Source organism: Qipengyuania nanhaisediminis (genome assembly GCF_900115585.1).
In the GTDB taxonomy this organism is placed as follows: domain Bacteria; phylum Pseudomonadota; class Alphaproteobacteria; order Sphingomonadales; family Sphingomonadaceae; genus Qipengyuania; species Qipengyuania nanhaisediminis.
Map to the genome: position 1 here is coordinate 129,433 of NZ_FOWZ01000004.1, position 19,240 is coordinate 148,672.

Annotated in this window: 19 protein-coding genes; 5 read left to right on the plus strand and 14 right to left on the minus strand. The window is 64.0% G+C overall.

All coding sequences use genetic code 11. The features are described from left to right. Positions 1-40: 40 nt before the first annotated feature. The 7 genes from BM173_RS11970 to BM173_RS12000 form a co-directional block, all read right to left on the minus strand. Entirely contained in the window at positions 41-871 is an 831-nt protein-coding gene (locus BM173_RS11970) for a TrmH family RNA methyltransferase (protein ID WP_090482041.1), read from the minus strand. Position 872: 1 nt separating this feature from the next. After that, positions 873-1,151 carry an HPr family phosphocarrier protein gene (locus tag BM173_RS11975; RefSeq protein WP_090482044.1) on the minus strand — a complete coding sequence of 93 codons (279 nt, stop codon included), beginning with the start codon at positions 1,149-1,151 and terminating at the stop codon, positions 873-875. Beyond that, on the minus strand, positions 1,148-1,573 hold the full coding sequence (locus BM173_RS11980) for a PTS sugar transporter subunit IIA (protein ID WP_090482047.1): 426 nt from the start codon (positions 1,571-1,573) through the stop codon (positions 1,148-1,150). Before BM173_RS11980 ends, BM173_RS11975 begins: the two co-directional genes overlap by 4 nt. 69 nt (positions 1,574-1,642) lie before the next feature. Next, positions 1,643-2,539, minus strand: coding sequence for an RNase adapter RapZ (gene rapZ, locus BM173_RS11985; protein WP_090482050.1), 897 nt, complete (start codon positions 2,537-2,539; stop codon positions 1,643-1,645). Further along, positions 2,536-2,964 (minus strand): HPr kinase/phosphorylase, encoded by a 429-nt coding sequence (locus tag BM173_RS11990; RefSeq protein WP_245755880.1) that lies wholly within the window; start codon positions 2,962-2,964, stop codon positions 2,536-2,538. The genes rapZ and BM173_RS11990 overlap by 4 nt, the downstream gene beginning before the upstream one ends. Before the next feature lie 26 nt (positions 2,965-2,990). Further along, complete coding sequence (locus tag BM173_RS11995) at positions 2,991-4,556, minus strand: ATP-binding protein (RefSeq protein WP_090482056.1); 1,566 nt, start codon at positions 4,554-4,556, stop codon at positions 2,991-2,993. Continuing rightward, the gene (locus BM173_RS12000) at positions 4,549-5,313 is read right to left on the minus strand and encodes a response regulator transcription factor (protein WP_090482767.1); all 765 of its coding nucleotides are present in this window, start codon (positions 5,311-5,313) and stop codon (positions 4,549-4,551) included. Before BM173_RS12000 ends, BM173_RS11995 begins: the two co-directional genes overlap by 8 nt. A 132-nt stretch (positions 5,314-5,445) precedes the next feature. On the opposite strand from BM173_RS12000, the gene BM173_RS12005 reads away from it, so the two are divergent. After that, positions 5,446-7,086, plus strand: a complete 1,641-nt coding sequence (locus BM173_RS12005; protein ID WP_090482059.1) for a phosphoenolpyruvate carboxykinase — start codon at positions 5,446-5,448, stop codon at positions 7,084-7,086. A gap of 76 nt (positions 7,087-7,162) precedes the next feature. Here BM173_RS12005 and BM173_RS12010 read toward each other — a convergent pair whose 3' ends face one another. From BM173_RS12010 to BM173_RS12025, 4 genes are all read right to left on the minus strand, one after another. Next, entirely contained in the window at positions 7,163-8,707 is a 1,545-nt protein-coding gene (locus tag BM173_RS12010; RefSeq protein ID WP_090482062.1) for a DUF1570 domain-containing protein, read from the minus strand. A gap of 182 nt (positions 8,708-8,889) precedes the next feature. Further along, positions 8,890-10,521 carry an FAD-dependent oxidoreductase gene (locus tag BM173_RS12015; protein ID WP_090482065.1) on the minus strand — a complete coding sequence of 544 codons (1,632 nt, stop codon included), beginning with the start codon at positions 10,519-10,521 and terminating at the stop codon, positions 8,890-8,892. Between the two features lie 23 nt (positions 10,522-10,544). Further along, entirely contained in the window at positions 10,545-12,398 is a 1,854-nt protein-coding gene (locus BM173_RS12020; RefSeq protein WP_090482067.1) for a DUF885 domain-containing protein, read from the minus strand. Between the two features lie 38 nt (positions 12,399-12,436). After that, positions 12,437-12,808 (minus strand): DUF3597 domain-containing protein, encoded by a 372-nt coding sequence (locus tag BM173_RS12025; RefSeq protein ID WP_090482070.1) that lies wholly within the window; start codon positions 12,806-12,808, stop codon positions 12,437-12,439. A gap of 119 nt (positions 12,809-12,927) precedes the next feature. Here BM173_RS12025 and BM173_RS12030 point away from each other — a divergent pair, with 119 nt between their 5' ends. Then, a complete protein-coding gene (locus tag BM173_RS12030; RefSeq protein ID WP_090482072.1) occupies positions 12,928-13,137 on the plus strand; it encodes a hypothetical protein in 210 nt (69 codons plus the stop codon). 19 nt (positions 13,138-13,156) lie between these two features. Here the strand turns inward: BM173_RS12030 and BM173_RS12035 are convergent, their stop codons facing one another. Then, positions 13,157-13,828 (minus strand): energy transducer TonB, encoded by a 672-nt coding sequence (locus BM173_RS12035; RefSeq protein ID WP_177201896.1) that lies wholly within the window; start codon positions 13,826-13,828, stop codon positions 13,157-13,159. 163 nt (positions 13,829-13,991) lie between these two features. After that, complete coding sequence (locus tag BM173_RS12040) at positions 13,992-14,648, minus strand: alpha/beta hydrolase (protein WP_090482077.1); 657 nt, start codon at positions 14,646-14,648, stop codon at positions 13,992-13,994. Between the two features lie 179 nt (positions 14,649-14,827). Here BM173_RS12040 and BM173_RS12045 point away from each other — a divergent pair, with 179 nt between their 5' ends. The 3 genes from BM173_RS12045 to BM173_RS12055 all read left to right on the plus strand — a co-directional run bounded on the left by BM173_RS12045 (position 14,828) and on the right by BM173_RS12055 (position 17,470). Beyond that, positions 14,828-15,820: a cysteine desulfurase family protein gene (locus tag BM173_RS12045; RefSeq protein WP_245755881.1), complete on the plus strand. Its 993-nt coding sequence runs from the start codon at positions 14,828-14,830 to the stop codon at positions 15,818-15,820. A 217-nt stretch (positions 15,821-16,037) separates the two neighbouring features. Then, on the plus strand, positions 16,038-17,144 hold the full coding sequence (locus BM173_RS12050; RefSeq protein ID WP_090482082.1) for a cysteine desulfurase family protein: 1,107 nt from the start codon (positions 16,038-16,040) through the stop codon (positions 17,142-17,144). Next, positions 17,141-17,470 (plus strand): 2Fe-2S iron-sulfur cluster-binding protein, encoded by a 330-nt coding sequence (locus tag BM173_RS12055; protein WP_090482085.1) that lies wholly within the window; start codon positions 17,141-17,143, stop codon positions 17,468-17,470. The genes BM173_RS12050 and BM173_RS12055 overlap by 4 nt, the downstream gene beginning before the upstream one ends. Here BM173_RS12055 and BM173_RS12060 read toward each other — a convergent pair. After that, positions 17,467-19,155, minus strand: a complete 1,689-nt coding sequence (locus BM173_RS12060; protein WP_090482088.1) for a mechanosensitive ion channel family protein — start codon at positions 19,153-19,155, stop codon at positions 17,467-17,469. The genes BM173_RS12055 and BM173_RS12060 overlap by 4 nt on opposite strands. Positions 19,156-19,240 lie beyond the last annotated feature (85 nt).

A 19,240-nucleotide genomic window follows, 5' to 3' on the forward strand; every position in this document is an offset into this window, starting at 1 on the left:
CTCTCCCTTGCCGCGTTTTGGCAGCAATTCGGACGCGGGATCAAGCGCTTCCGCTGTCGAGCGCGGCCAGCACCTCGTAGCCAAGCACTGCAGCCGCAACCGCAGCATTGAGGCTGTCGGCCCGGCCTTTCATGGGCATGGTCACGCGAAGGTCGCACGCCAGTTCGTATTCTTCGGGCAATCCGCGGCTCTCGTTACCGACCATCACGAAGCACGGTGCGGCGTAGGGGGCGGAGCGATAGGGCTGTGCATCGCGCAGCGAGGCGGCAACCAGCTGGCCTTCACCGGCACGCAGCCATTGTTCGAAATCTGCCCATTCCGCTCGCGCGACGCGGCGCGTGAAGATGGCGCCCATGCTGGCGCGCACCGTCTCCACGCTGAAAGGATCGGCACAATCGTCGATCAGGATCACGCCGCCGGCGCCGATGGCATCGGCGGTGCGGAGCATGGTGCCCAGATTGCCGGGATCGCGCAGAGCCTGCGCCACCAGCCAGATATCGGCGGAAGTGCGGTCGAGCGCGGCAAGCGATGTGTCGAATTCCGCAAAGACGCCAGCGACCGCCTGCGGGTTGTCCTTGCCGGTGATCTTGGCGAGGATGTCGGGCGAGGTCTCGATGATTTCGCCGCCCGATGCCTCGACCGCGCGTTCCAGTTCGGACAGCAGCGGATGCGGGTCGCGCTTGTCGGACAGGACCAGCGTTTCGGGGATGTGACCACTCTCGCGCGCATCGGTGAGCAGACGAAGGCCTTCGGCAAGGAACTTGCCCGCCGCCTTGCGGTGCTTCTTTTCGCGAAGAGCACGCAGCGCCTTGACCGTGGGATTGGAAAAGCCGGTGATGATCCGGCGCGCGTCGCTGCGCTCGCCCATCATGTCAGGGTTCCCCGAAACCGTCCTCGATCATGGCGGCGAGGTCGGCCATGACGGTTTCAGCCTCGCTTCCGGCGACGATCAGTTCGATCGTGTCACCCTTGGCCGCGCCAAGCATCATCAGGCCGAGGATGCTGCCGCCTGCCGCCTCGTTACCGCCCTTGGCGACGCGCACCGAACAGCCTTCGGGCACTTCTGCCACCGCGCCGACGAACTTGGCGCTGGCGCGTGCATGCAGGCCGCGCTGGTTGACGACGGTGAGGGTCTTGCGAAGCTCGCTCAACTTGCCTTCCGTTCGCTGTCGATTTCCTGCCCGAGGAATTCGCTGGCTACGGTGATGTAGTTGCGGCCCGCCGTCTGCGCGGCGTTCACCGCATCGACAACGTTCATCGACTTGCGCGCTCCGGCAAGGCGGATCAGCATCGGCAGGTTGATCCCGGCGATGACCTCGATCCGGCCGGTATCGAGCAGCGAGATCGCGAGATTGGACGGCGTGCCGCCGAACAGGTCCGTCAGGATGATCGCGCCATCCCCTTCATCGACCTTTTCGATGGCGTCGGCGATGTCCTTGCGCCTGAGTTCCATATCGTCGTTCGGGCCGATGCAGATGGTGGCGACACCTTCCTGGCGGCCAACGACATGTTCCATCGCATCGATAAAATGCTCGGCCAGTTTGCCGTGGGTAACGAGAATCATTCCGATCATTGGAAGTGAGCCGTGCTGTGCTTTCCGAAGGTGTTAGCTTTGTCTGTCGACCATTATGCGGCGAGGGAATCAGCGGCGCTCGAGCGGATCGGCGGGGCGGCTTCCCAGATTTCGGTGAATGACCGTGGGCGAAAATCCTGCCTCGCGCAAGACCTCGGCTGCGCGTTCGGCGCTGTAGACCGACCGGTGGCGCCCGCCGGTGCACCCGAAAGCGATGTTGAGGTAGCTGCGCCCCTGTGCCGCATAGCGTGGCAGCAACTCGCGCAAAGTCTCTGAAATACGCGCAAAAGACGGTCCGAAGGCCGGGTCGGAAGAGATATGCGCCGCGACGTCTTCGTCCAGCCCGGTCTGTTCGCGCAGGCCCTCGATCCAGTGTGGATTATCGAGGAAACGCATGTCGAAAACGAGGTCGGCGAGCGGGGGCATGCCGCGCGCGAAGCCGAAGCTGGACACGGTGATGGTCATGTCGCGGGTTTCGCTGTCGGCGAAGCGTTCGCGCACGACTTGTTGCAACTGGTTGGTCGAAAAGCCGGTCGTGTCGATCACGCTGTCGGCCCAGCGACGTAGCGGTTCGAGCAGCTCGCGCTCGGCAGCGATGCCGCCGGCTACCGGGCGGCCGCGTGCCATGGGGTGGGGCCGGCGAGTCTCGTTGTAACGGCGTTCCAGCTCGGCGGTTGAGCAGTCGATGAACAGGGTCATCAGCTCGATATCGTCGCGTTGCGAAAGCGCCCGGCACTGCTCGATGGTTTCGGACGGCACGAAGCCGCGGGTCCGCGAATCGAAGCCGATGGCGATCGGGGATGGATGGTCGCTTTCGGTCCCGACCAGGCCGGAGAGGAGACGGATCGGAAAGTTGTCGATCGCTTCCCACCCCAGGTCTTCAAGGACCTGCAAGGCGGTACTTTTGCCCGCGCCGGAAAGGCCGGTGACCAGCAGGACGCGTTGCTTTTGCGAGTCGTCGCTCATGGCGCCTTCTTAGCACCGCCATCGGAAAGGGATGGAACCCTCAGCCCGTGTTTATCCAACGCGTATTGCGCGCGCAGGGCCTGAATGGCGTCACCCGGCCGGAATTCGAGGAGCGGGATCGGGATGCCGAGGATATCGCGAGATTTCTCTTCGAGGGGGTAGCGGGGGGCGTTTTCGGTCAAATCCAGCACCAAGGCGAGCGGGGCGCTGGTCGCGGGCAGATCGACGATACCGACATTGCGGACCTCGATCTTGCCGGCGGTTTCCGGAGGCGGACTGGCAATTACCAGGCCGTCTTCATCGTGAAGCGAAACGCCATCGTCGCCGACCAATTCGGCCCCGTGATCAATGAGGGCTAAGGCAAGCGAGGTCTTCCCGCTACCCGGCGGCCCGCTGATCAGGATCCCCCGGCCGCCCAGGCTCACGCAGCTGACATTGAAGAGCGGTTCGCTCACCGCACGGCGGGCAGGCTGAGCACGAGGCAGGCGCCTTCGACGCCGCCCGGGCGCATTTCGGCATGGAGCGTGCCATCATGCGCCTCTGCGATGGTGCGCGCGATCGCGAGGCCGAGGCCGGAGTGGTTGCCGAAATCCTCGCCATCGGGGCGGTCGGAATGGAAGCGGTGGAACACTTTCTCGCGCTTTTCTTCCGGAATGCCGGGGCCGCAGTCCTCGACCGCGAGGTCGACGATTCCGTCGCGGCGGGAAAGGTGGACCGTGATCGGCGCATCTTCCGGCGAGAAGGACACGGCATTGTCGAGCAAATTGTCGATCACCCTTTCGAGGCGCATCGCGACACCCATGACCGCATAGGATCCGCCGCCTGCATGGATTTCGACCTTGCGGCCCTCGTTCTCTCCGCGCTCTTCGCGGCTGGTGACGATATTGCGCACGAGCATGTCGAGATCGACGCGCTCGAATTCGGCGCGCGAGAGTTCCGCGTCGATCCGGCTGGCATCGGAAATCTCGGTCACCAGCCTGTCGATCCGGCGGACATCATGCGTCGCGATATCGAGTAGCTGGGCGCGCAATTCGGGATCGTCCACCTTGGCGAGGCTCTCGGTGGCGCTGCGCAGGCTGGCGAGCGGGTTCTTGATTTCGTGCGCCACGTCGGCCGCGAAACTTTCCACCGCGTCGATCCGGTGCCTGAGCGCGGCGGTCATATCCGAGATGGAGCGGGCGAGCATGCCGATCTCGTCGCGGCGTTCAGGCAGGCGGGGCACCTCCACTGCGCGATCACGGCCCTGGCGGACACGCACCGCAGCCTGCACGAGCTCGCGCAAGGGACGCACGATCGTCTGTGCGAGGAAGAACGACAGCAGGGTCGAAACCAGCAGGAAGAGCAGCACGATCACCGCAACGGTACTGCGGGCGGCGCGTACACTCTCGGTGATGTCGACGGGATTGCGGGTTAGCAGCAAGGTATCGCCATCCAGGCCGACGGGAGCGGCGGCATTGATGACGTGGGTGCCGTCCGGCGCATCGCGCAGGACGATTTGCGTCAGGCTTTCCTCACGCGCGCGGACCAGTTCGGGCCAGGCCGACGCTTCGTCGCTTTCCGGGTCGACATAGTCGGGCAGGGCGGGCGCGCCGACGATCCGGTCGAACCACCGGTCCATCCGGTACGCGATATCCCTTTGATCGACCTCGGCCGGTTCAGGGAGGTCGAAGCTAGGAGGTGCCAGCTTGAAGCTGTCCGATTCCAGCTCTCCCCCCGGGCCATAGACCCTGAGGCGCAGGCGCTGTTCCTTGCCGATCTGGATCAGCAAGGCTTCCTGGCGCTGGACCGTGGCACCGGCAAGCGCTTCTGCGGTGATCTGCGCTTCGACCAGCGCCAGCTTGAACCGCTCGTCCAGCAATTGCTTGCGATAGCTGTCGAGATAGAGGACGCCGCCGCCAAGAAGCACCAGCGGCAGGACGTTCACGAACAGGATGCGGCTGGTAAGCGAAAGGCGGCGCGACCAGCGCAGTTTCTCAAGTCGTGGATCGCCCTTGAGGACGCTGCCCTTCTCAGCCATCGCTGAAGCTGTAGCCCGCGCCATAAAGCGTTTCGATCGAGGAGAAATCATTGTCCACGCTGCGGAACTTGCGCCGCATGCGCTTGATATGGCTGTCCACGGTACGATCGTCGACATAGGTGTCGTCGGGATAGGCGGCATCCATCAGCTGGTTGCGGCTCTTGATGACGCCCGGATGCAGCGCGAGTGCTTCCAGCAGCAGGAACTCCGTCACGGTCAGCGACACCGGCTTGCCGTCCCAGGTGACATGGTGGCGGGCCGGATCCATGCGCAGGCGGCCACGCTCGATGATCTCGGCGGCTTTTTCCCCGACTTCGAGCGGCAGGGGGCGCCGTGCGTCCGAGCGCCGCAGGATCGCGCGGATGCGCGCCAGCAGCAGGCGGAGCGAGAAGGGTTTGGCGATATAATCGTCCGCACCCATCTGGAAGCCGGCTTCCTCGTCCTGCTCGTCGTCCTTGCTGGTCAGGAAAATGACGGGGAGGGCGGAATTTTCGCGCAGGCGGCGCAGCAATTCCATCCCGTCCATCTTGGGCATCTTGATGTCGAAAATCGCGAGGTCCGGCGGATTGTCGAGCAGCGCCGTCAGCGCGGCTTCCCCGTCGGAATAGACGCGCGTGGCAAAACCTTCTGCCTGCAGCGCGATAGAAACTGTTGTCAGGATGTTGCGATCGTCATCGACCAGCGCAATGGTCGTGCGGTCGTCCGCCTGAGGTGTGGCGCCCTGCGGGGCGGTGGCCTGTTCGCCTTGGTTTTCCATGGTTTGTGTCGGGTAACGCTTTTCCTTGCGCAAGACAACGCACGCCGCACACGTTCTGGGCATTCCTGGCCGATGGTCGTTTGACGTTGCGGCAGGGCGGGACTAAAGGATCGGTAAGGGCGGCGCATTCGTATGCGCCAGCGATTCCCGGACACATTCCGCTCACCAGCGCTGGAGATTTCAGTGACCTTTCCGCTTTCCACCTCGCTTGCCTCGCAGGGCTTCGAGATCGATGCGACGATCCATCCCAATCTCACTTCCGAAGAACTGACCGCAGCCGCGCTCGAGCGAAGCGAAGGCCGCCGCGCCAAGCATGGCCCGCTGGTCGTCCAGACCGGCAAGCACACCGGCCGCAGCGCGAAGGACAAGTTCATCGTCCGCAACGTCGAAACCGAAGACACGGTGTGGTGGGACAACAACGCCTCGATGAAGCCAGAACATTTCGCGGCCCTGAAACAGGACTTCATGGCGGCGCTGGCCGACAAGGAAGAGCTGTTCGTGGCCGACTTGTTCGGCGGTTCGCAGCCGGAATACCGCGTCAACGTGCGCGTCATCAACGAGCTCGCCTGGCACAACCAGTTCATCCGCACCCTCCTCGTGCGCCCGACCGAAGCCGAACTCGAAGGTTTCGTCCCCGAATACACCATCGTGGACCTGCCCAGCTTCAAGGCCGATCCGGACCGCCACGGAACCCGCAGCGAGACCGTGATCGCCGTGAACCTCGAAGAAAAGCTGATCCTGATCGGCGGCACCAAATATGCCGGCGAAATGAAGAAGAGCGTCTTCGGCATCCTCAACTACCTGCTGCCGCCCAAGGGCGTGATGCCGATGCACTGCTCGGCCAACATCGGCCCCGACGGCAAGAGCGCGGTGTTCTTCGGCCTGTCCGGCACCGGCAAGACTACGCTGTCGGCCGACGCCAGCCGCACGCTGATCGGCGATGACGAGCATGGCTGGTCGGACACGGCGGTCTTCAATTTCGAAGGCGGCTGCTACGCCAAGATGATCCGCCTCAACCCCGAAGCGGAACCCGAAATCTACGCCACCACTCGCATGGAGGGCACCGTCCTCGAAAACGTGGTGATGGACGATAATGGCGAAATCGATCTCGACGACAACACACTCGCCGAAAACACCCGCGGCGCCTATCCGCTGTCGTCGATCCCGAACACGTCGGACGACAACATGGGCCCGCCGCCCAGCAATGTGATCATGCTGACGGCCGATGCCTTCGGCGTCCTGCCTCCTATCGCGCGCCTCACGCCCGACCAGGCGATGTATCACTTCCTGTCGGGCTACACCGCGAAGGTCGCCGGTACCGAAATCGGCGTGACCGAACCCGAAGCAACCTTCTCGACCTGCTTCGGTGCGCCCTTCATGCCCCGTCATCCGAGCGTTTACGGGAACCTGCTCAAGAAGCGCATCGCCGAAGGCGGCGCGCAGTGCTGGCTGGTCAACACCGGCTGGACTGGCGGCAAGTACGGCACCGGCAACCGCATGCCCATCAAGGCGACCCGCGCGCTGCTCAATGCCGCGCTCGACGGCAGCCTCAACGAAGCGGAATTCCGCAAGGACCCGAACTTCGGCTTCGAAGTGCCGATCGCGGTCCCGGGCGTCGACAGCCAGATCCTCGACCCGCGTTCCACCTGGGACGACAAGGACGAATACGACCGCACCGCCACCAAGCTGGTGCAGCTGTTCGTGGACAATTTCGAACCCTTCGCAGCCCATGTCGACCAGGGCGTGCGCGATGCGGCACCTGCTGCCGCCTGACGGTTCCAACAGTTGGAGAGGAGAGCCCCCGGGCCGCGATCAAACGCGACCCGGGGGTTTTCGATTCAGGCGCTCCTCAGTCCTCGCCATCGTCGGCGTCGATTTCCGGTATATCGACCACGACAATTGACGGTCGCCAGGATTCACCCTCGGTCGCGTTCTCGAGCTGGCTGAGATAGAGCTTGGCGCGCTTGGCAAGGCCGCCGCCATGCGGGTCGGCTGATAGCGGGCCGAGCGTATCCCTGGCGATGGCAATCTTGCCCTCCGCCGCCTGCATCATGGCGACGTTCATTCCCAGGCCCTTGTCGAAGGGCGCGAGCTGATATGCCCATTCGAGAGCATGACGCGCGCTTTCGCTCGGCATTTCACCGCGATCGAGGAAGCTGCGGTAGAAATAGATCAGCGGCAGCGGATGGTCGTTTTCCAGCGCGTTGAGCTGGCTGAACGGAGCCATCGCGGCCTCGAAGGCGGCATTTTTGTCATCGGCATCTTCCGCCTTGCGGAACAGCGCATAGCCCTTCTGGACATAGGCATTCTTGCGCGACGGATCGAGCGCGATCGCGGCATCGGCAGCCTTGATCGCGGCATCGTCGTTTCCGGCATCGTATTCCGCTTCGGCCAGCGCTGTCAGGACTCCGGCATCGCCAGGGTATTTGGCAGCGATCTTGCGCGCATCCTCGACCACCTCGCCAGCAGTTTCCTCATCGACCCCGCGCTGCGATCGCATCCGGACGACCATCATTTCCGCTTCGCCCTTCGGTAGCGGCCGGATCGTGACGGGGCCGAAAGGTATCATTTCCGGCTTGAGCACGTAATTCATCATCCGCCTTTGCTCGAGATAGGCGTCGAGCTCGCGGTCGAGCGCATCCAGATCGCCAAAGACTTCGCGCCCGGCTTCGATCGACGGCGTACCCTGGGCCACCTTGAGCCAGTATTGCCCAAGCTGGCCGCGCCGTTCCTCGCTGAACGTCAGCATATGGTACAGTGCCCAGCTGCGACCGTAGAACGCATCGTAGCGCCCGCTGCGGCTGCTTTCGTAGAGCTCGTGATCGAGCAGTTGTTCAACGGACACGCCGTCGGCAAAAGCCAGTTCCATCCCGCGATGCTGGGCAGGACGCCCGATCTGGATGGTGCCATCGCCATTGAAGCTGGCGGCAGCGAAAAATTCCGCGGCGCCTTCGCTCATCCAGCGCGGCATCTCGTAGCGCGTGGTCGAAATCAGGAAATGGTGCGCATACTCGTGCAGCAGGACCGTGGTTGAAAAGCTCGGGTAGCCCTTCTTGTTGCGGATGTCCTGGACGAAGGCGCGCGATGCACCCGCACGCGGCAGGTAAAACCCGGCGAGCGTCTTGTCCTTGGTCCCGGCAAGTTCGCGAATGTCCCGCTGGTTGCCCGCCACGAAGATAACGACGCGGTTGGACGGGCTTGGCGCGTCCAGTTTCTGGTTGAGGATATACGCCATCGCCGAATGATAGCGTTCGAGGTTTTCGGCGAACCGGCGAATGTCCTTTTCGCTGTCATCTGCATAGATGACGAAATGCTCGCTCGATGCTTCATACCAATCCGCGCGCGCAGGCGAGGCAAGCGCAAAAAGCGCCAGAATTGCGACCCAATACTTCATTCAGTCCCTCCAGTTGGGACCGAGACTAGTATATATACTTTTGAAGGCAACATCCCTGCCGAATTTTCTCCGACATTCTCAATGGCGGTTTCATGGCGGGTGGCGTCTGATTTCAATCGCGGACTATGAATAGCAAACCCGACGACGTCCAGCAGGGCTGCCGACTAGCCGCGCGTTGATGCCTAACCGGCTGGCTGTTTCCTCGACAGGGCGTCGATGTAGTTCCAGATCCGGCTGACCACGACCGAACCTTCGCCGACGGCGCTGGCGACCCGTTTGACGGACCCGGCGCGCACATCGCCGACAGCGAATATACCGTCCGCGCTGGTTTCGTAAGGATAGCTGCGTCCGGCATCGCTGCCTGTCACGACGAACCCGCGCTCATCGGTTTGCGCGAGGTCGGACAGCCACTGCGTATTGGGCGCGGCGCCAATCATGATGAACAGCGCCCTGGTATCGATGTGCTCGTCGCCATCGGGTCCGGATAGGGTGACGCCTTCGAGGTGATCGTCGCCGTGCAGCGCGCTTGCCTCGGTGCGGTAATGGATCGTGATTGACGGGTCGGCGACGAGCCTGTCGGTCAGATATTTCGACATGCTTTCGGCAAGGCTGTCGCCGCGCACGACGATATGGACGTGGCGGGCATTGCGGCTGAGGAACATGGCTGCCTGCCCCGCCGAATTGCCGCCGCCAATGACGACCGCTTCGGTATTCTTGCAAAAGCGGGCTTCCATCTCGGTCGCGGCATAGAAAATGCCCTTGCTCTCGAATTCGGCCAGCCGGTCGAGGGGGAGGCGCCGATACTGCACGCCGGTCGCGACAAGTACGGTCTTCGCGCAGACCTGGTCGCCATCGTCGAGATCGGCGCAAAACGTGCCGTCTTCGCGCCGGACCAGCCCGCATGTCTTGCGCGGCATCGCAAAGCGCGTGCCGAACTTCATCGCCTGGATCTGTCCGCGATAGACCAGGTCGGCGCCGCTGATGCCGGTCGGGAAACCCATGTAATTCTCGATCCGGCTGCTGGTACCCGCCTGTCCGCCGATGGCGGTGTCCTCGACCACGAGAGCCTTCAAGCCCTCGCTCCCGGCATAGACTGCCGCAGCAACCCCGGCCGGCCCTGCGCCGACGATCAGCAGGTCGTAAACCGTCTCGCGGCAGACATCGAGATCGAGCCCGAGATACTGCGCCATCTTGCGCGGGCTGGGATCGTCGATCACGCGGTCCTGGCCAAGGATCACCGCCGGGCGATGTTCGACCAAGCGGCACGCCTCGAGCGCCTCGTCGTCATCACCGTCGAGATCGAGGCTCTGGAAAGGCACGCGGTTGCGGCTGAGAAAACGTTCGACCGATTGCACGGCTGCATCCTGGTCGGCACCGATGAGCTTGATCGCGCTGTTATTGCCTTCGAACTGCTTGCGCCTGCGGGCGGAAAACACGCGCAGCACATGGTCCGACAATTCCGGGATGCGCGACATGAGGTCCAGCATGTCTTCGCGCGGGACCTCGAGCGTGCGCGTGTCCTTCGCGGCCCGCATCGGCAGCGTGTGCGACCCCGCATTGAGGAAGGCGATCTCCCCCATGAATTGCGTGGACCCAAGCGAGCTGTCCATCAGCCGCTCTCCGGAAAACGGATCGACGACCTCGATTTCCCCGTCGAGAACGTAGACGAAACGGTCCATGGTCTCGCCCGCTTCGGCCACCATCGCGCCCTTGTCGTAAGTCCGCTCGGTCCCGAGTTCGCGCAGGCAAGCGACGTGTTCGTCGGCCAGTGGAACGCGCGGCATCGTCTCCAGATTTTCGCCGATCTGTTCCATCAGGCCTTCCGTTCAACTCCGCCCTAGGCGGAGGCGGACGCGATATAGCGCTCCACATTCCGCTCCAGCACATCCATCGGCACATTGCCGCCAAGGACCACTGCATCGTTGAACGCCTTGAAATCGTATCGGCTCCCGAGTTCACGCTCTGCGCGCGAACGCTGGTCGACGATGCGGCTGTGGCCGAGCTTGTATCCGGTCGCCTGCCCCGGCCAGCTGCAATAGCGGTCGACTTCGCTCTCCACTTCGCCGCGCTTGCTACCGTTGCGTTCGACGAAGAACTGGACGGCGCGCTCGCGGCTCCAGCCCTTGGCGTGAAGGCCGGTGTCGACCACCATGCGGCACGCGCGGAAGGCGAGGCTTTGGAGGTATCCGAGGCGGCCGACCGTGAATTCGTCGTATGCGCCCAGTTCATCGGCCAGCTGTTCGCCATAGAGCGCCCAGCCTTCGCTGAACGGGTTGAAGGCGAGGATCGAGCGGATGAGCGGCAGGCGATTGGAGTATTCACCCTCCCAGACGTGACCTGGGATCGTTTCGTGATAGGTGAGGTCGGCGAGATCGTATTTGCGGTGCAGATCGGTGTCTCGCAGATTGATCCAGAAGCGCCCCGGGATGGAGCCGTCCTTGCTGCCCGCGCCGCCGTAGGCGCCCGGCGCGCCAACTTCTTCGGCCGGCGGGATGCGCTTCACTTCCATATTCGGGTCGACCAGCGTGTTGAAGGCACGCGGCATCTGGGCCTTGATCCAGTTCACCCGGTCCCAGATGAACTCCATGATCTCTTCGCGGCCCGGATCGCCTTCTGCGAACTTGTAGCGCGGATCGTTACCGAGCTCCTGCATCCGTTCGCCCACCGAACCGCTGGTGTAGCCGATATCGCGCAGGATCGGGTCCATGCGCGCATGCAGCGCGTCGAGTTCTTCGAGGCCCTGGTTGTGCACCTCGTCGGGGGTGAGCGTCGTGGTCGTGCTCGAACGCAGGGCCCAGGTGTAAAATTCCTCGCCGCGGGGGCGGGCGGAAATGCCCGGCGCATCGCTGGCGACGGCGCGTTCGGCGCGCAGTTCGGCAAGCTGGCGTTGGAGCGCCTCTGCAATCGGACCGGTTTCCAGCGTCAGGGCGCGGTTGGCGTGGCTTTCGGGCATGCCCTTGGCGTTGAGCTTGGCGCGCAGATCGTCTGCGAAAAGCTCGCCCTTGCCGGCGCTGGCGATGGTCTGTTCCATCTGGCCGATCGCCTTGTCGAGCAGGAAGGCGGGCGGAACGACGCCCATGCCGCGCGCCGCACGGATGCGGGCAAGTTCGCCGTCGAATACCGACGGCATCTGCTCCATGCGTTCGATATAGGCGTCGGCATCGTCGCCGTTTTCGACATTGTGGCTCGACTGCATGAAGCGCGGAAGGGCGAGATATTCGCCCACGTTCTGGATCACGACATAGGGCGCGGTCCGCCAGTTGCCGACGGGCGTGTCGCCATAGGGCAGGGCAAAGCCGTCTAGCGCGAGTTCGTAGGCGCTTTCGACGACTTCGAGATTGGTCAGGTTCTCGCTGCCCAGGCCTTCGCGCGGGAAGGCGCGGACGCGCTCGAGGTCCTGCCTCAGCGTATCTGCATAAGCCTCCTGGCCCGCAGGCGACTGGTCCTCCAGCTTGCCGCGAAGATGCGCGTACTGGCCGGTATCGACGCCAAGTCCAGTGGCGCGTTCCGGCTCGTGGGCGAGGAGGTTGTAGCCGACGACTTCAAGGAGTCGTTCGGCGCCGATGGCTTGGGCCGTCGCAATGCCTTCGGGGCGGGGGATGGCGGCGCATCCGCCAAGGGTGAGAGCGCTGGTCGCGCCAAGTCCTGCGATGAACTGGCGGCGGGTGGTTTCAAAGGTTTGGGTTGTCATGCGCGGCGGTTTGGGGCCGCCGCGCTCACCTTGTCAAATCAATCGAGAAATTCGGGCGGGACGCGGCCACCATTGGCCGACAATTCCTGCATCGTGCGGCGGTGCAGCCAGATGTTGTCATCCGCCGTGCCGCTGTAATCTTCGCGGCCGAGTTCCTGTGCGAGCGCCTTGCGGTTCTCGTAACTGGAATCGACGTTGATCAGCTTCATCAGGTCGACGATGCTGGTCCGCCAGTTGAGGCGATCGGCACCGGGCATGGAATCGAGGCTGTTCTCGACATTGACGATGGGCACGGTCTGGTCGCGGGGAGCGGTGGCGGGGGCATTGACGGGCGTGGATGCGGGCGGGGCTTCCTGCGCCTTGGCATCCTTGCCGAAAATCGCATCCTTGATCTTGCTGAAAATACCCATCGTGAAATCCCTTTTTTATTATGTCGCAGCCGGTCTGACTGTGTAATTGCCAAACGGCAGATACCCGCCGATGTTCCGCTGGCTGATCGCGGCCGACCCGGCGCAGTTACGAGGAAACCATGCTCGACACCGTCCTATCGCTTACCGTCCTTGCTGCGGCCCTGCTGGTCTTCGGCGCGTGGATGCTGTGGAAGCGGACCGGCAATCTGAAAAACGCGGGCCTGATGGTGCTGCTGGCGATTATCGCCGTCGTCAACGTGATGATCTGGACGGTGCCCACCGCAGACGGAGAAGCCCCGCTCGACAAGGTCGAACGGGGCTCTCGCTGACGCTGACTGATCGGGAGGCTCAGTCGGGCAGCTGCCAGAGGACGGAGCCGGTATAGCTTCCCGCCACCGGCTCGCCCGAGCGACCGCGGGCGGGCTCGAACTTCGCGCGTTTCTGGACCAGCACGCAGGTTGCGGCATCGAGTTCGGAATGTCCGGTCGAGCGGGTCACCTGGCAACCCGTAACATTGCCGGTCGCCGAGATATCGAGCTTGAACGTGGCGGTGCCGGTCAAATCGCGGCGCGCCCAGCTCGACTTGTAGTCGCGATCGCTGAGCCAGCGGCCCGGGTCGTTGCGCGGCTTGGCGCCGACCGGATCGAAACCGCTCGGTGTGGGCGAGGGCACCGGATCGAGGTTGGTCGGGCCGGGCTTCGGCATGGGCTGCGGCGGCAGGATCAGCTCGGTCGTGGGCATGACCGGCTTGATGTCCGACAGCGACAGGTCGGGCTGCGGCACCGTGATCGGCGGCGTGGTGGCGACTTCCGGCAGAGCATCGGTGGCCGGTTCGGGCGGAGGCGGGGCCGGGGGCGGTGGCTCGTCCTTGATGTCCCAGGTGTCGAGTATTTCAGGTTTCTCCACGATCCCTGCCGTGACGGTCAGGCCGGTGATGACGGCGAAACCGATCGCAGCCTGCACGCCGATGGCGGCAACCATGCCGGCCGGCGATGCCCTCCTGGTATCTGCATAGGCCATAGTCTTTCCTCTCCTTGCGACTCTAGACTGCAATGTTACAACATTACACATAGAATGCAAGGCGCGTGGTATCCGGGCGCAAGGCGAAGGGACCCGCGCGGTTGAAAAAAGAAGGAATTTTCAGGTGGTCGAGGGCGCCAAACGAATGGCGCCCGTCACCAGATCACTTGATCGGGCAGCTCGGATCGAGGCGGAAGTCGAGGTAATTGTCGACCGACTTCATCAGCTCTTCCTGCTCGTTCTCGAAGAAGTGGTTCGCACGCGGGATTTCTTCGTGGTGCACGGTGATGTGCTTTTGCGTGCGCAGCTTTTCGACGAGCTTGGTGACCGCGCCCGGCTGGACGACCGTGTCCTGCGCGCCGTGAATGAAGATGCCGCTGGCGGGGCAGGGTGCCAGGAACGAGAAATCATACATGCTGGCAGGAGCACCGATGCTGATCCAGCCGCGGATTTCCGGGCGGCGCATGAGCAACTGCATGCCGATCAGCGAGCCGAAGCTGACGCCGGCAACCCAGGTGACCGACGCATCGGGATGGACCTGCTGGACCCAGTCGAGCGCGCTCGCCGCATCCGACAATTCGCCGATGCCGTTGTCGAAGCTACCTTGGCTGCGGCCGACGCCGCGGAAATTGAAGCGCAGCGTGGCGAAGCCGCGATTGACGAAGGTCTTGTAGAGCCGCTGCGTGATCTGCTCGTTCATGGTGCCGCCGCCCTGCGGGTGCGGGTGGAGGATCATCGCCACGGGCGCGCGCGGACGCGGTGCGGGAGAGAAACGGCCTTCGAGGCGGCCTTCGGGGCCGGGAAAGATCACGGTCGGCATGGGAGGTGTACCCTGTCGGAAATTTTCGATGGCGCAGGCCGGATATGGCTTGCGCGAGGTTGCGCGCTATATAGGGTTTCGCTGCGAAATCGCAATTATATTGAGCACGTCCCGTCAAGACACGAATTTATCTCGATCATGCCGCCACCACGCCGCTGCGCCCCGAAGCGCGCGCAGCAATGGAGGAAGGCTTCGACCTCTGGGCCAATCCCAGCAGCCCGCACGCCGAGGGCCGCAAGGCCCGCGCCGCGCTGGAAGATGCCCGCGAGCGGGTGAAACAGGCGCTCGGCTGGGAGGGGGAGGTGATTTTCACCTCCGGAGCGAGCGAGGCGGCGGCACTGGCCCTTGGCCACGCCAAGGCGGGCGCGCGGCTGGTCTCGGCAGTCGAGCACGATGCCATCCTGAAAGCGGCTCCCGATGCGGAGCGCCTGCCGGTCCGGCCAGACGGCGCGCTCGATCTCGAAATCCTGACGGAAGCGGTCCAGCGGGAGCGCCCACTCGTCGCGGTCCAGCATATCAATTCCGAAACGGGTAATCGTCAGGATCTCGCCGCGATTTCCGGCATCGTGCAGCAGGCGAGCGGCCTGCTGCTTGCCGATTGCGCCCAGAGCGCGGGCAAGCTCGCGCTTCCCCCGTGCGACATGGCAATTGTCTCCGCGCACAAGTTCGGCGGGCCGATCGGGATAGGTGCATTGCTGGTGAAGGATTTCGCCATGCTCGAACCGGCAGGCGGGCAGGAGCGCGGATACCGACGCGGGACAGAGAACCTGCCCGGTGCGGCGGGCATGGCGGCCGCGCTCGAAGCTGCGCACTCTCCCTATCTCGATCCCTTCGTGCTCGATCCGCTCGATGCAATCGTTGCCCACTGCCGCGAGAGCGGCGGCAAGTTCCTGTCCGACCGTCTTTCCGACCCGACGCCTTACATTCGTGCCATCGCCATGCCCAAGATGAGCGGCAGCGCGCAGGTCATGCGCTACGACATGGCGGGGATTTCGGTGTCGCAGGGCAGCGCCTGTTCGTCCGGCACGATGAAAACCAGCCACGTGCTGCAGGCCATGCAAATCGAACCCGAAGTGGCGGACCGCACCATTCGCGCCAGCTTCGGCTGGAACACCACCCGCGAGGAAGTGGAACGCTTCTGCGAGGTATGGCTTGAATTGGCGAAGGCATGACGTTCATCGCGACTGCCTGCGCCGCCAATCCCTTTCCTACTCCGGAACGACGGGCCACGATCCGATCCATGACGAATTCAGTTCTCCTGCGCGCAAGGCAGCAAGGTGTCACCCTGGTGGCTCGTGCGAAAAATCCCGCAATTCCGGGCGTCTCGACGCGTTCAGGGCGGGTGACAGGGTGTAAACTTCGTCGCCTTTGCCCGGCACGGGTAGCGGCATGATCTACCTCGACTACCAGGCCACGACCCCGCTCGCCCCAGAATCGCGCGATGCGATGATGCGCTGGCTCGACGGGCCGGGCGGCACCGGCTTCGGCAATCCGCACAGCCCGCACAAGATCGGCCGCGAGGCCAAGGCTGCGATCGAATTCGCGCGCGACCAGGTGGCGGCGCTGTTCCCCGCAGGCGGCAAGGTGATCTTCACCTCCGGCGCGACCGAGGCGCTCAACCTTGCCATTCGCGGCACGCGGGCAAGGGACGGGGGCGGCGGGACTGTCAGCGTGTCCGCCATCGAACATTCCGCCGTCCTCGACACGGCGAAGGACGCGGGCAAGTGCCATGTGCTGAATGTCGCCAAGGACGGGCAGTGCAACACCAAGCAGGACCTGCCGCAGGACACCCGGCTGGTCTGCCTGATGCAGGTCAACAACGAGATCGGCGTGATCCAGCCCACGGTCGAATGGCACCGCAAGGCGAAGGAGAACAACGCGCTCTACCTGTGCGATGCGGTGCAGGCCTATGGCAAGATAGAGGTTACAGGCGCGGACATGATCGCGATCAGCGCGCACAAGTTCCACGGGCCGAAAGGCGTGGGCGCCTTGTGGGTGCGCGACGGCGTCGATCTGCATGAAGTCCAGACCGGCGGCGGACAGGAATTCGGCCTTCGCTCCGGCACGCTCTCGCCCGCGCTGATTGCGGGAATGGGCGCTGCCGCTGCGGAAGCCAAGGACCGCATGGAACAGGATGCCGAGCACGTGCAGAAGCTCTGGAAGCGGGCCACCGAGATCTTCGACAAGTGGGAACTCAACGGCAGTGCCGAAGCGCGCTATCATGGCAACCTCAATATCCGTCCGCGCGGCCCCAATGGCGGCGGCCTCGATGTGGGCCGGCTGATGAGCGAATGCCGTAATGTGATGTTCTCGGCAGGGTCCGCCTGCGCGAGCGGGTCGGGGCGCACGAGCCACGTGCTCGAAGCGATCGGCCTGCCGAAGAAGCTCGCGAAGGCGTCCATCCGCCTCGGTTTCGGGCGCTACACCACGCTCGAGGAAATCGAGGAAGCAGGCCGCATCATCAACGAGGCAGCACAGGCGCAGGGGTCGCTATGAAGGTCGTTTTTCACACTACCGAGGGCAAGCGGGTGGAAGCCGAAGCCAATGCGGGCGACAACCTGCTGCGCGTGGCGCAGGCGGCGGGCATGCCGCTGGAAGGTACGTGCGAGGGGCAGATGGCCTGTTCGACCTGCCATGTCGTCGTCGATGCGGAATGGTTCGACCGGCTGCCCGAAGCGAGCGAGGAAGAAGAAGACATGCTCGACCTTGCTGCAGGCGTGCGCCGCACCAGTCGGCTTTCGTGCCAGATCGTGCTTGAGGACGGCCTCGATGGCCTCAGCGTGGCGATCCCTGCCGAAAGCCACGACATGAGCAGGGGCTAACCCGCCTCGTCCATGCGCACTTCGCGTTCGCGCGGGATGTAGGCGGGGACGGGTTCGTTGCCTGCCGCCGCGTCCATCTTGGAGGCTGCTGCCAGCATGTGTTCGCGAAGGCGGCAATGCATAGCCCAGCCGACCTTGGGATCGACGGCGCGGACCATGAAGCGCACGACCATCGCCTTGGCATTCTGGTCGACGACTTCGCAAACGGCATCTTCGGGATCGATGACGTCGTCGTCGTTCTCGATGAATTGGGAGAAGGGTTCGCGCAATGCCTCCACATCGGCGCGATTGTCGAGTTCCAACTCGACATGCATCATCAGGCTGGCGTCCTTCTTGGTCCAGTTCTCGAAGCTTTCGCTGGTGAAGGCGCTGACCGGGGCGATGACGCGGCGCTCGTCCCAGGTGCGCAGGCGCAAATGGGTGAAGCCGATCTTTTCGACGTAGCACCACTGGCCGTCGTAATGGACCGCATCGCCGATCCGCGCAGTCTGGGCGAAAGCGATCTGGACGCTCGCCATGATGTCGCCCAGCACCTTGCGCGCGGCGAAGACGAGAACGAGGCCGAGCACGCCTGCCGACGCGATGATCGAAAAGCCGAGCGTGGTGGAGATATTGCTGGCGACCAGCAGGAAGCCTGCGCCTGCCAGCAACAGCGTGGCGGTGATGATCCGCCTGATTGCGCTGAGCTTGGTGTAGAAGTTGCGGTCTTCGTTGTTTTCCGGCGCCTCCAGCTTGGTTGTCCGGCGGTCGGTGGCGAAATCGAAGAGCGCCTCGATCACGGAGAGCGCGATGCCGAGAATGGCGGCGACGATGAGGATGAGCTGGAGCGGGTCGAGCAGGTCGCGCACCGGACCGGAGAGGCGGAAGAAGGTCTCCCTGACGAGCGCGATGGTCCCGGCAAAGGCCAGCAGCGTTGCCGGCAGGTGGACCGCGCTCACGACGCCGTGGCGCTTGGTCTCTTCGTCGAGACGCTTGCGCCAGCGGTTGAGGGCGAAATAGGTCAGCGCCGCGGCCAGCGCGCCGACCAGCAGGATGATGGGCAAGGCGATGACCTCCCACCAGGCCAGTGTCCAGAACGCCTGCTTGCGCATGGGCGCGGGCAGCATCTCCTCGAACGCGGTCGGGCCGTAGACTTCGTAAAGCGCCGGGACATTGTCGATGGTCTGGCGGCTGAAGACCCAGAGCGGCTCGCCATCCGGTGCCTGGACGCGGGCGATACGGATCGGGACCGACCGGTTGTCCAGCGCCAGCCTGCCGATGGTGATCGAACGGCGCGGCACGCCTGCCATCGGGTCTTCGCTGCTGGTCGACGTATCGACAGCGTCGGGGCGGTCGGGCAGGGCGGTCCAGTCTACCGGGATGGAGCGATGGACGAGATCGTACAGCTTCGCCGCCAGATCCTGCGGATCACCGTCGGCGATATTGGCCATGTCGAGCCCGGCGGCGGCACTTTCCCAGTCGCCGGCTTCGCCTGCCGCGAGGAAGCTTTCCATCAGCCCCATCGGGGTGTCGAGATCGAGCGGAGCGGTCGGCCCGGCCTCGAATTCGAGTTGCTCTACCTCGTAGACGTAAGGCTCGCTGTCTTCCGCCACTGCGATGCCTTGCGCCCTGACGGAACCCGCGGACAAACCGATGGCGGCAAGCATCAGGATCAGGATCATGCGAAGCGGTGATTGTTTCCCCATGCATTCCCCAATGCTTGCGCGCCGCCATGGGTCCGAGAACGAAAAACCCCGCCGCATCGCTGCGGCGGGGTCATCCTCTCTCCTC

What these genes read in the sequence shown, in the direction of transcription:
- BM173_RS11970 (WP_090482041.1), bottom strand. Translation starts at nt 871, where the DNA reads ATGATGGGCGAGCGCAGCGACGCGCGCCGGATCATCACCGGCTTTTCC.
- BM173_RS11980 (WP_090482047.1), bottom strand. Translation starts at nt 1,573, where the DNA reads ATGATCGGAATGATTCTCGTTACCCACGGCAAACTGGCCGAGCATTTT.
- rapZ (WP_090482050.1), bottom strand. Translation starts at nt 2,539, where the DNA reads ATGAGCGACGACTCGCAAAAGCAACGCGTCCTGCTGGTCACCGGCCTT.
- BM173_RS11995 (WP_090482056.1), bottom strand. Translation starts at nt 4,556, where the DNA reads ATGGCTGAGAAGGGCAGCGTCCTCAAGGGCGATCCACGACTTGAGAAA.
- BM173_RS12000 (WP_090482767.1), bottom strand. Translation starts at nt 5,313, where the DNA reads ATGGAAAACCAAGGCGAACAGGCCACCGCCCCGCAGGGCGCCACACCT.
- BM173_RS12005 (WP_090482059.1), top strand. Translation starts at nt 5,446, where the DNA reads ATGCGCCAGCGATTCCCGGACACATTCCGCTCACCAGCGCTGGAGATT.
- BM173_RS12010 (WP_090482062.1), bottom strand. Translation starts at nt 8,707, where the DNA reads ATGAAGTATTGGGTCGCAATTCTGGCGCTTTTTGCGCTTGCCTCGCCT.
- BM173_RS12015 (WP_090482065.1), bottom strand. Translation starts at nt 10,521, where the DNA reads ATGGAACAGATCGGCGAAAATCTGGAGACGATGCCGCGCGTTCCACTG.
- BM173_RS12020 (WP_090482067.1), bottom strand. Translation starts at nt 12,398, where the DNA reads ATGACAACCCAAACCTTTGAAACCACCCGCCGCCAGTTCATCGCAGGA.
- BM173_RS12025 (WP_090482070.1), bottom strand. Translation starts at nt 12,808, where the DNA reads ATGGGTATTTTCAGCAAGATCAAGGATGCGATTTTCGGCAAGGATGCC.
- BM173_RS12030 (WP_090482072.1), top strand. Translation starts at nt 12,928, where the DNA reads ATGCTCGACACCGTCCTATCGCTTACCGTCCTTGCTGCGGCCCTGCTG.
- BM173_RS12035 (WP_177201896.1), bottom strand. Translation starts at nt 13,828, where the DNA reads ATGGCCTATGCAGATACCAGGAGGGCATCGCCGGCCGGCATGGTTGCC.
- BM173_RS12040 (WP_090482077.1), bottom strand. Translation starts at nt 14,648, where the DNA reads ATGCCGACCGTGATCTTTCCCGGCCCCGAAGGCCGCCTCGAAGGCCGT.
- BM173_RS12045 (WP_245755881.1), top strand. Translation starts at nt 14,828, where the DNA reads ATGGAGGAAGGCTTCGACCTCTGGGCCAATCCCAGCAGCCCGCACGCC.
- BM173_RS12050 (WP_090482082.1), top strand. Translation starts at nt 16,038, where the DNA reads ATGATCTACCTCGACTACCAGGCCACGACCCCGCTCGCCCCAGAATCG.
- BM173_RS12055 (WP_090482085.1), top strand. Translation starts at nt 17,141, where the DNA reads ATGAAGGTCGTTTTTCACACTACCGAGGGCAAGCGGGTGGAAGCCGAA.
- BM173_RS12060 (WP_090482088.1), bottom strand. Translation starts at nt 19,155, where the DNA reads ATGGGGAAACAATCACCGCTTCGCATGATCCTGATCCTGATGCTTGCC.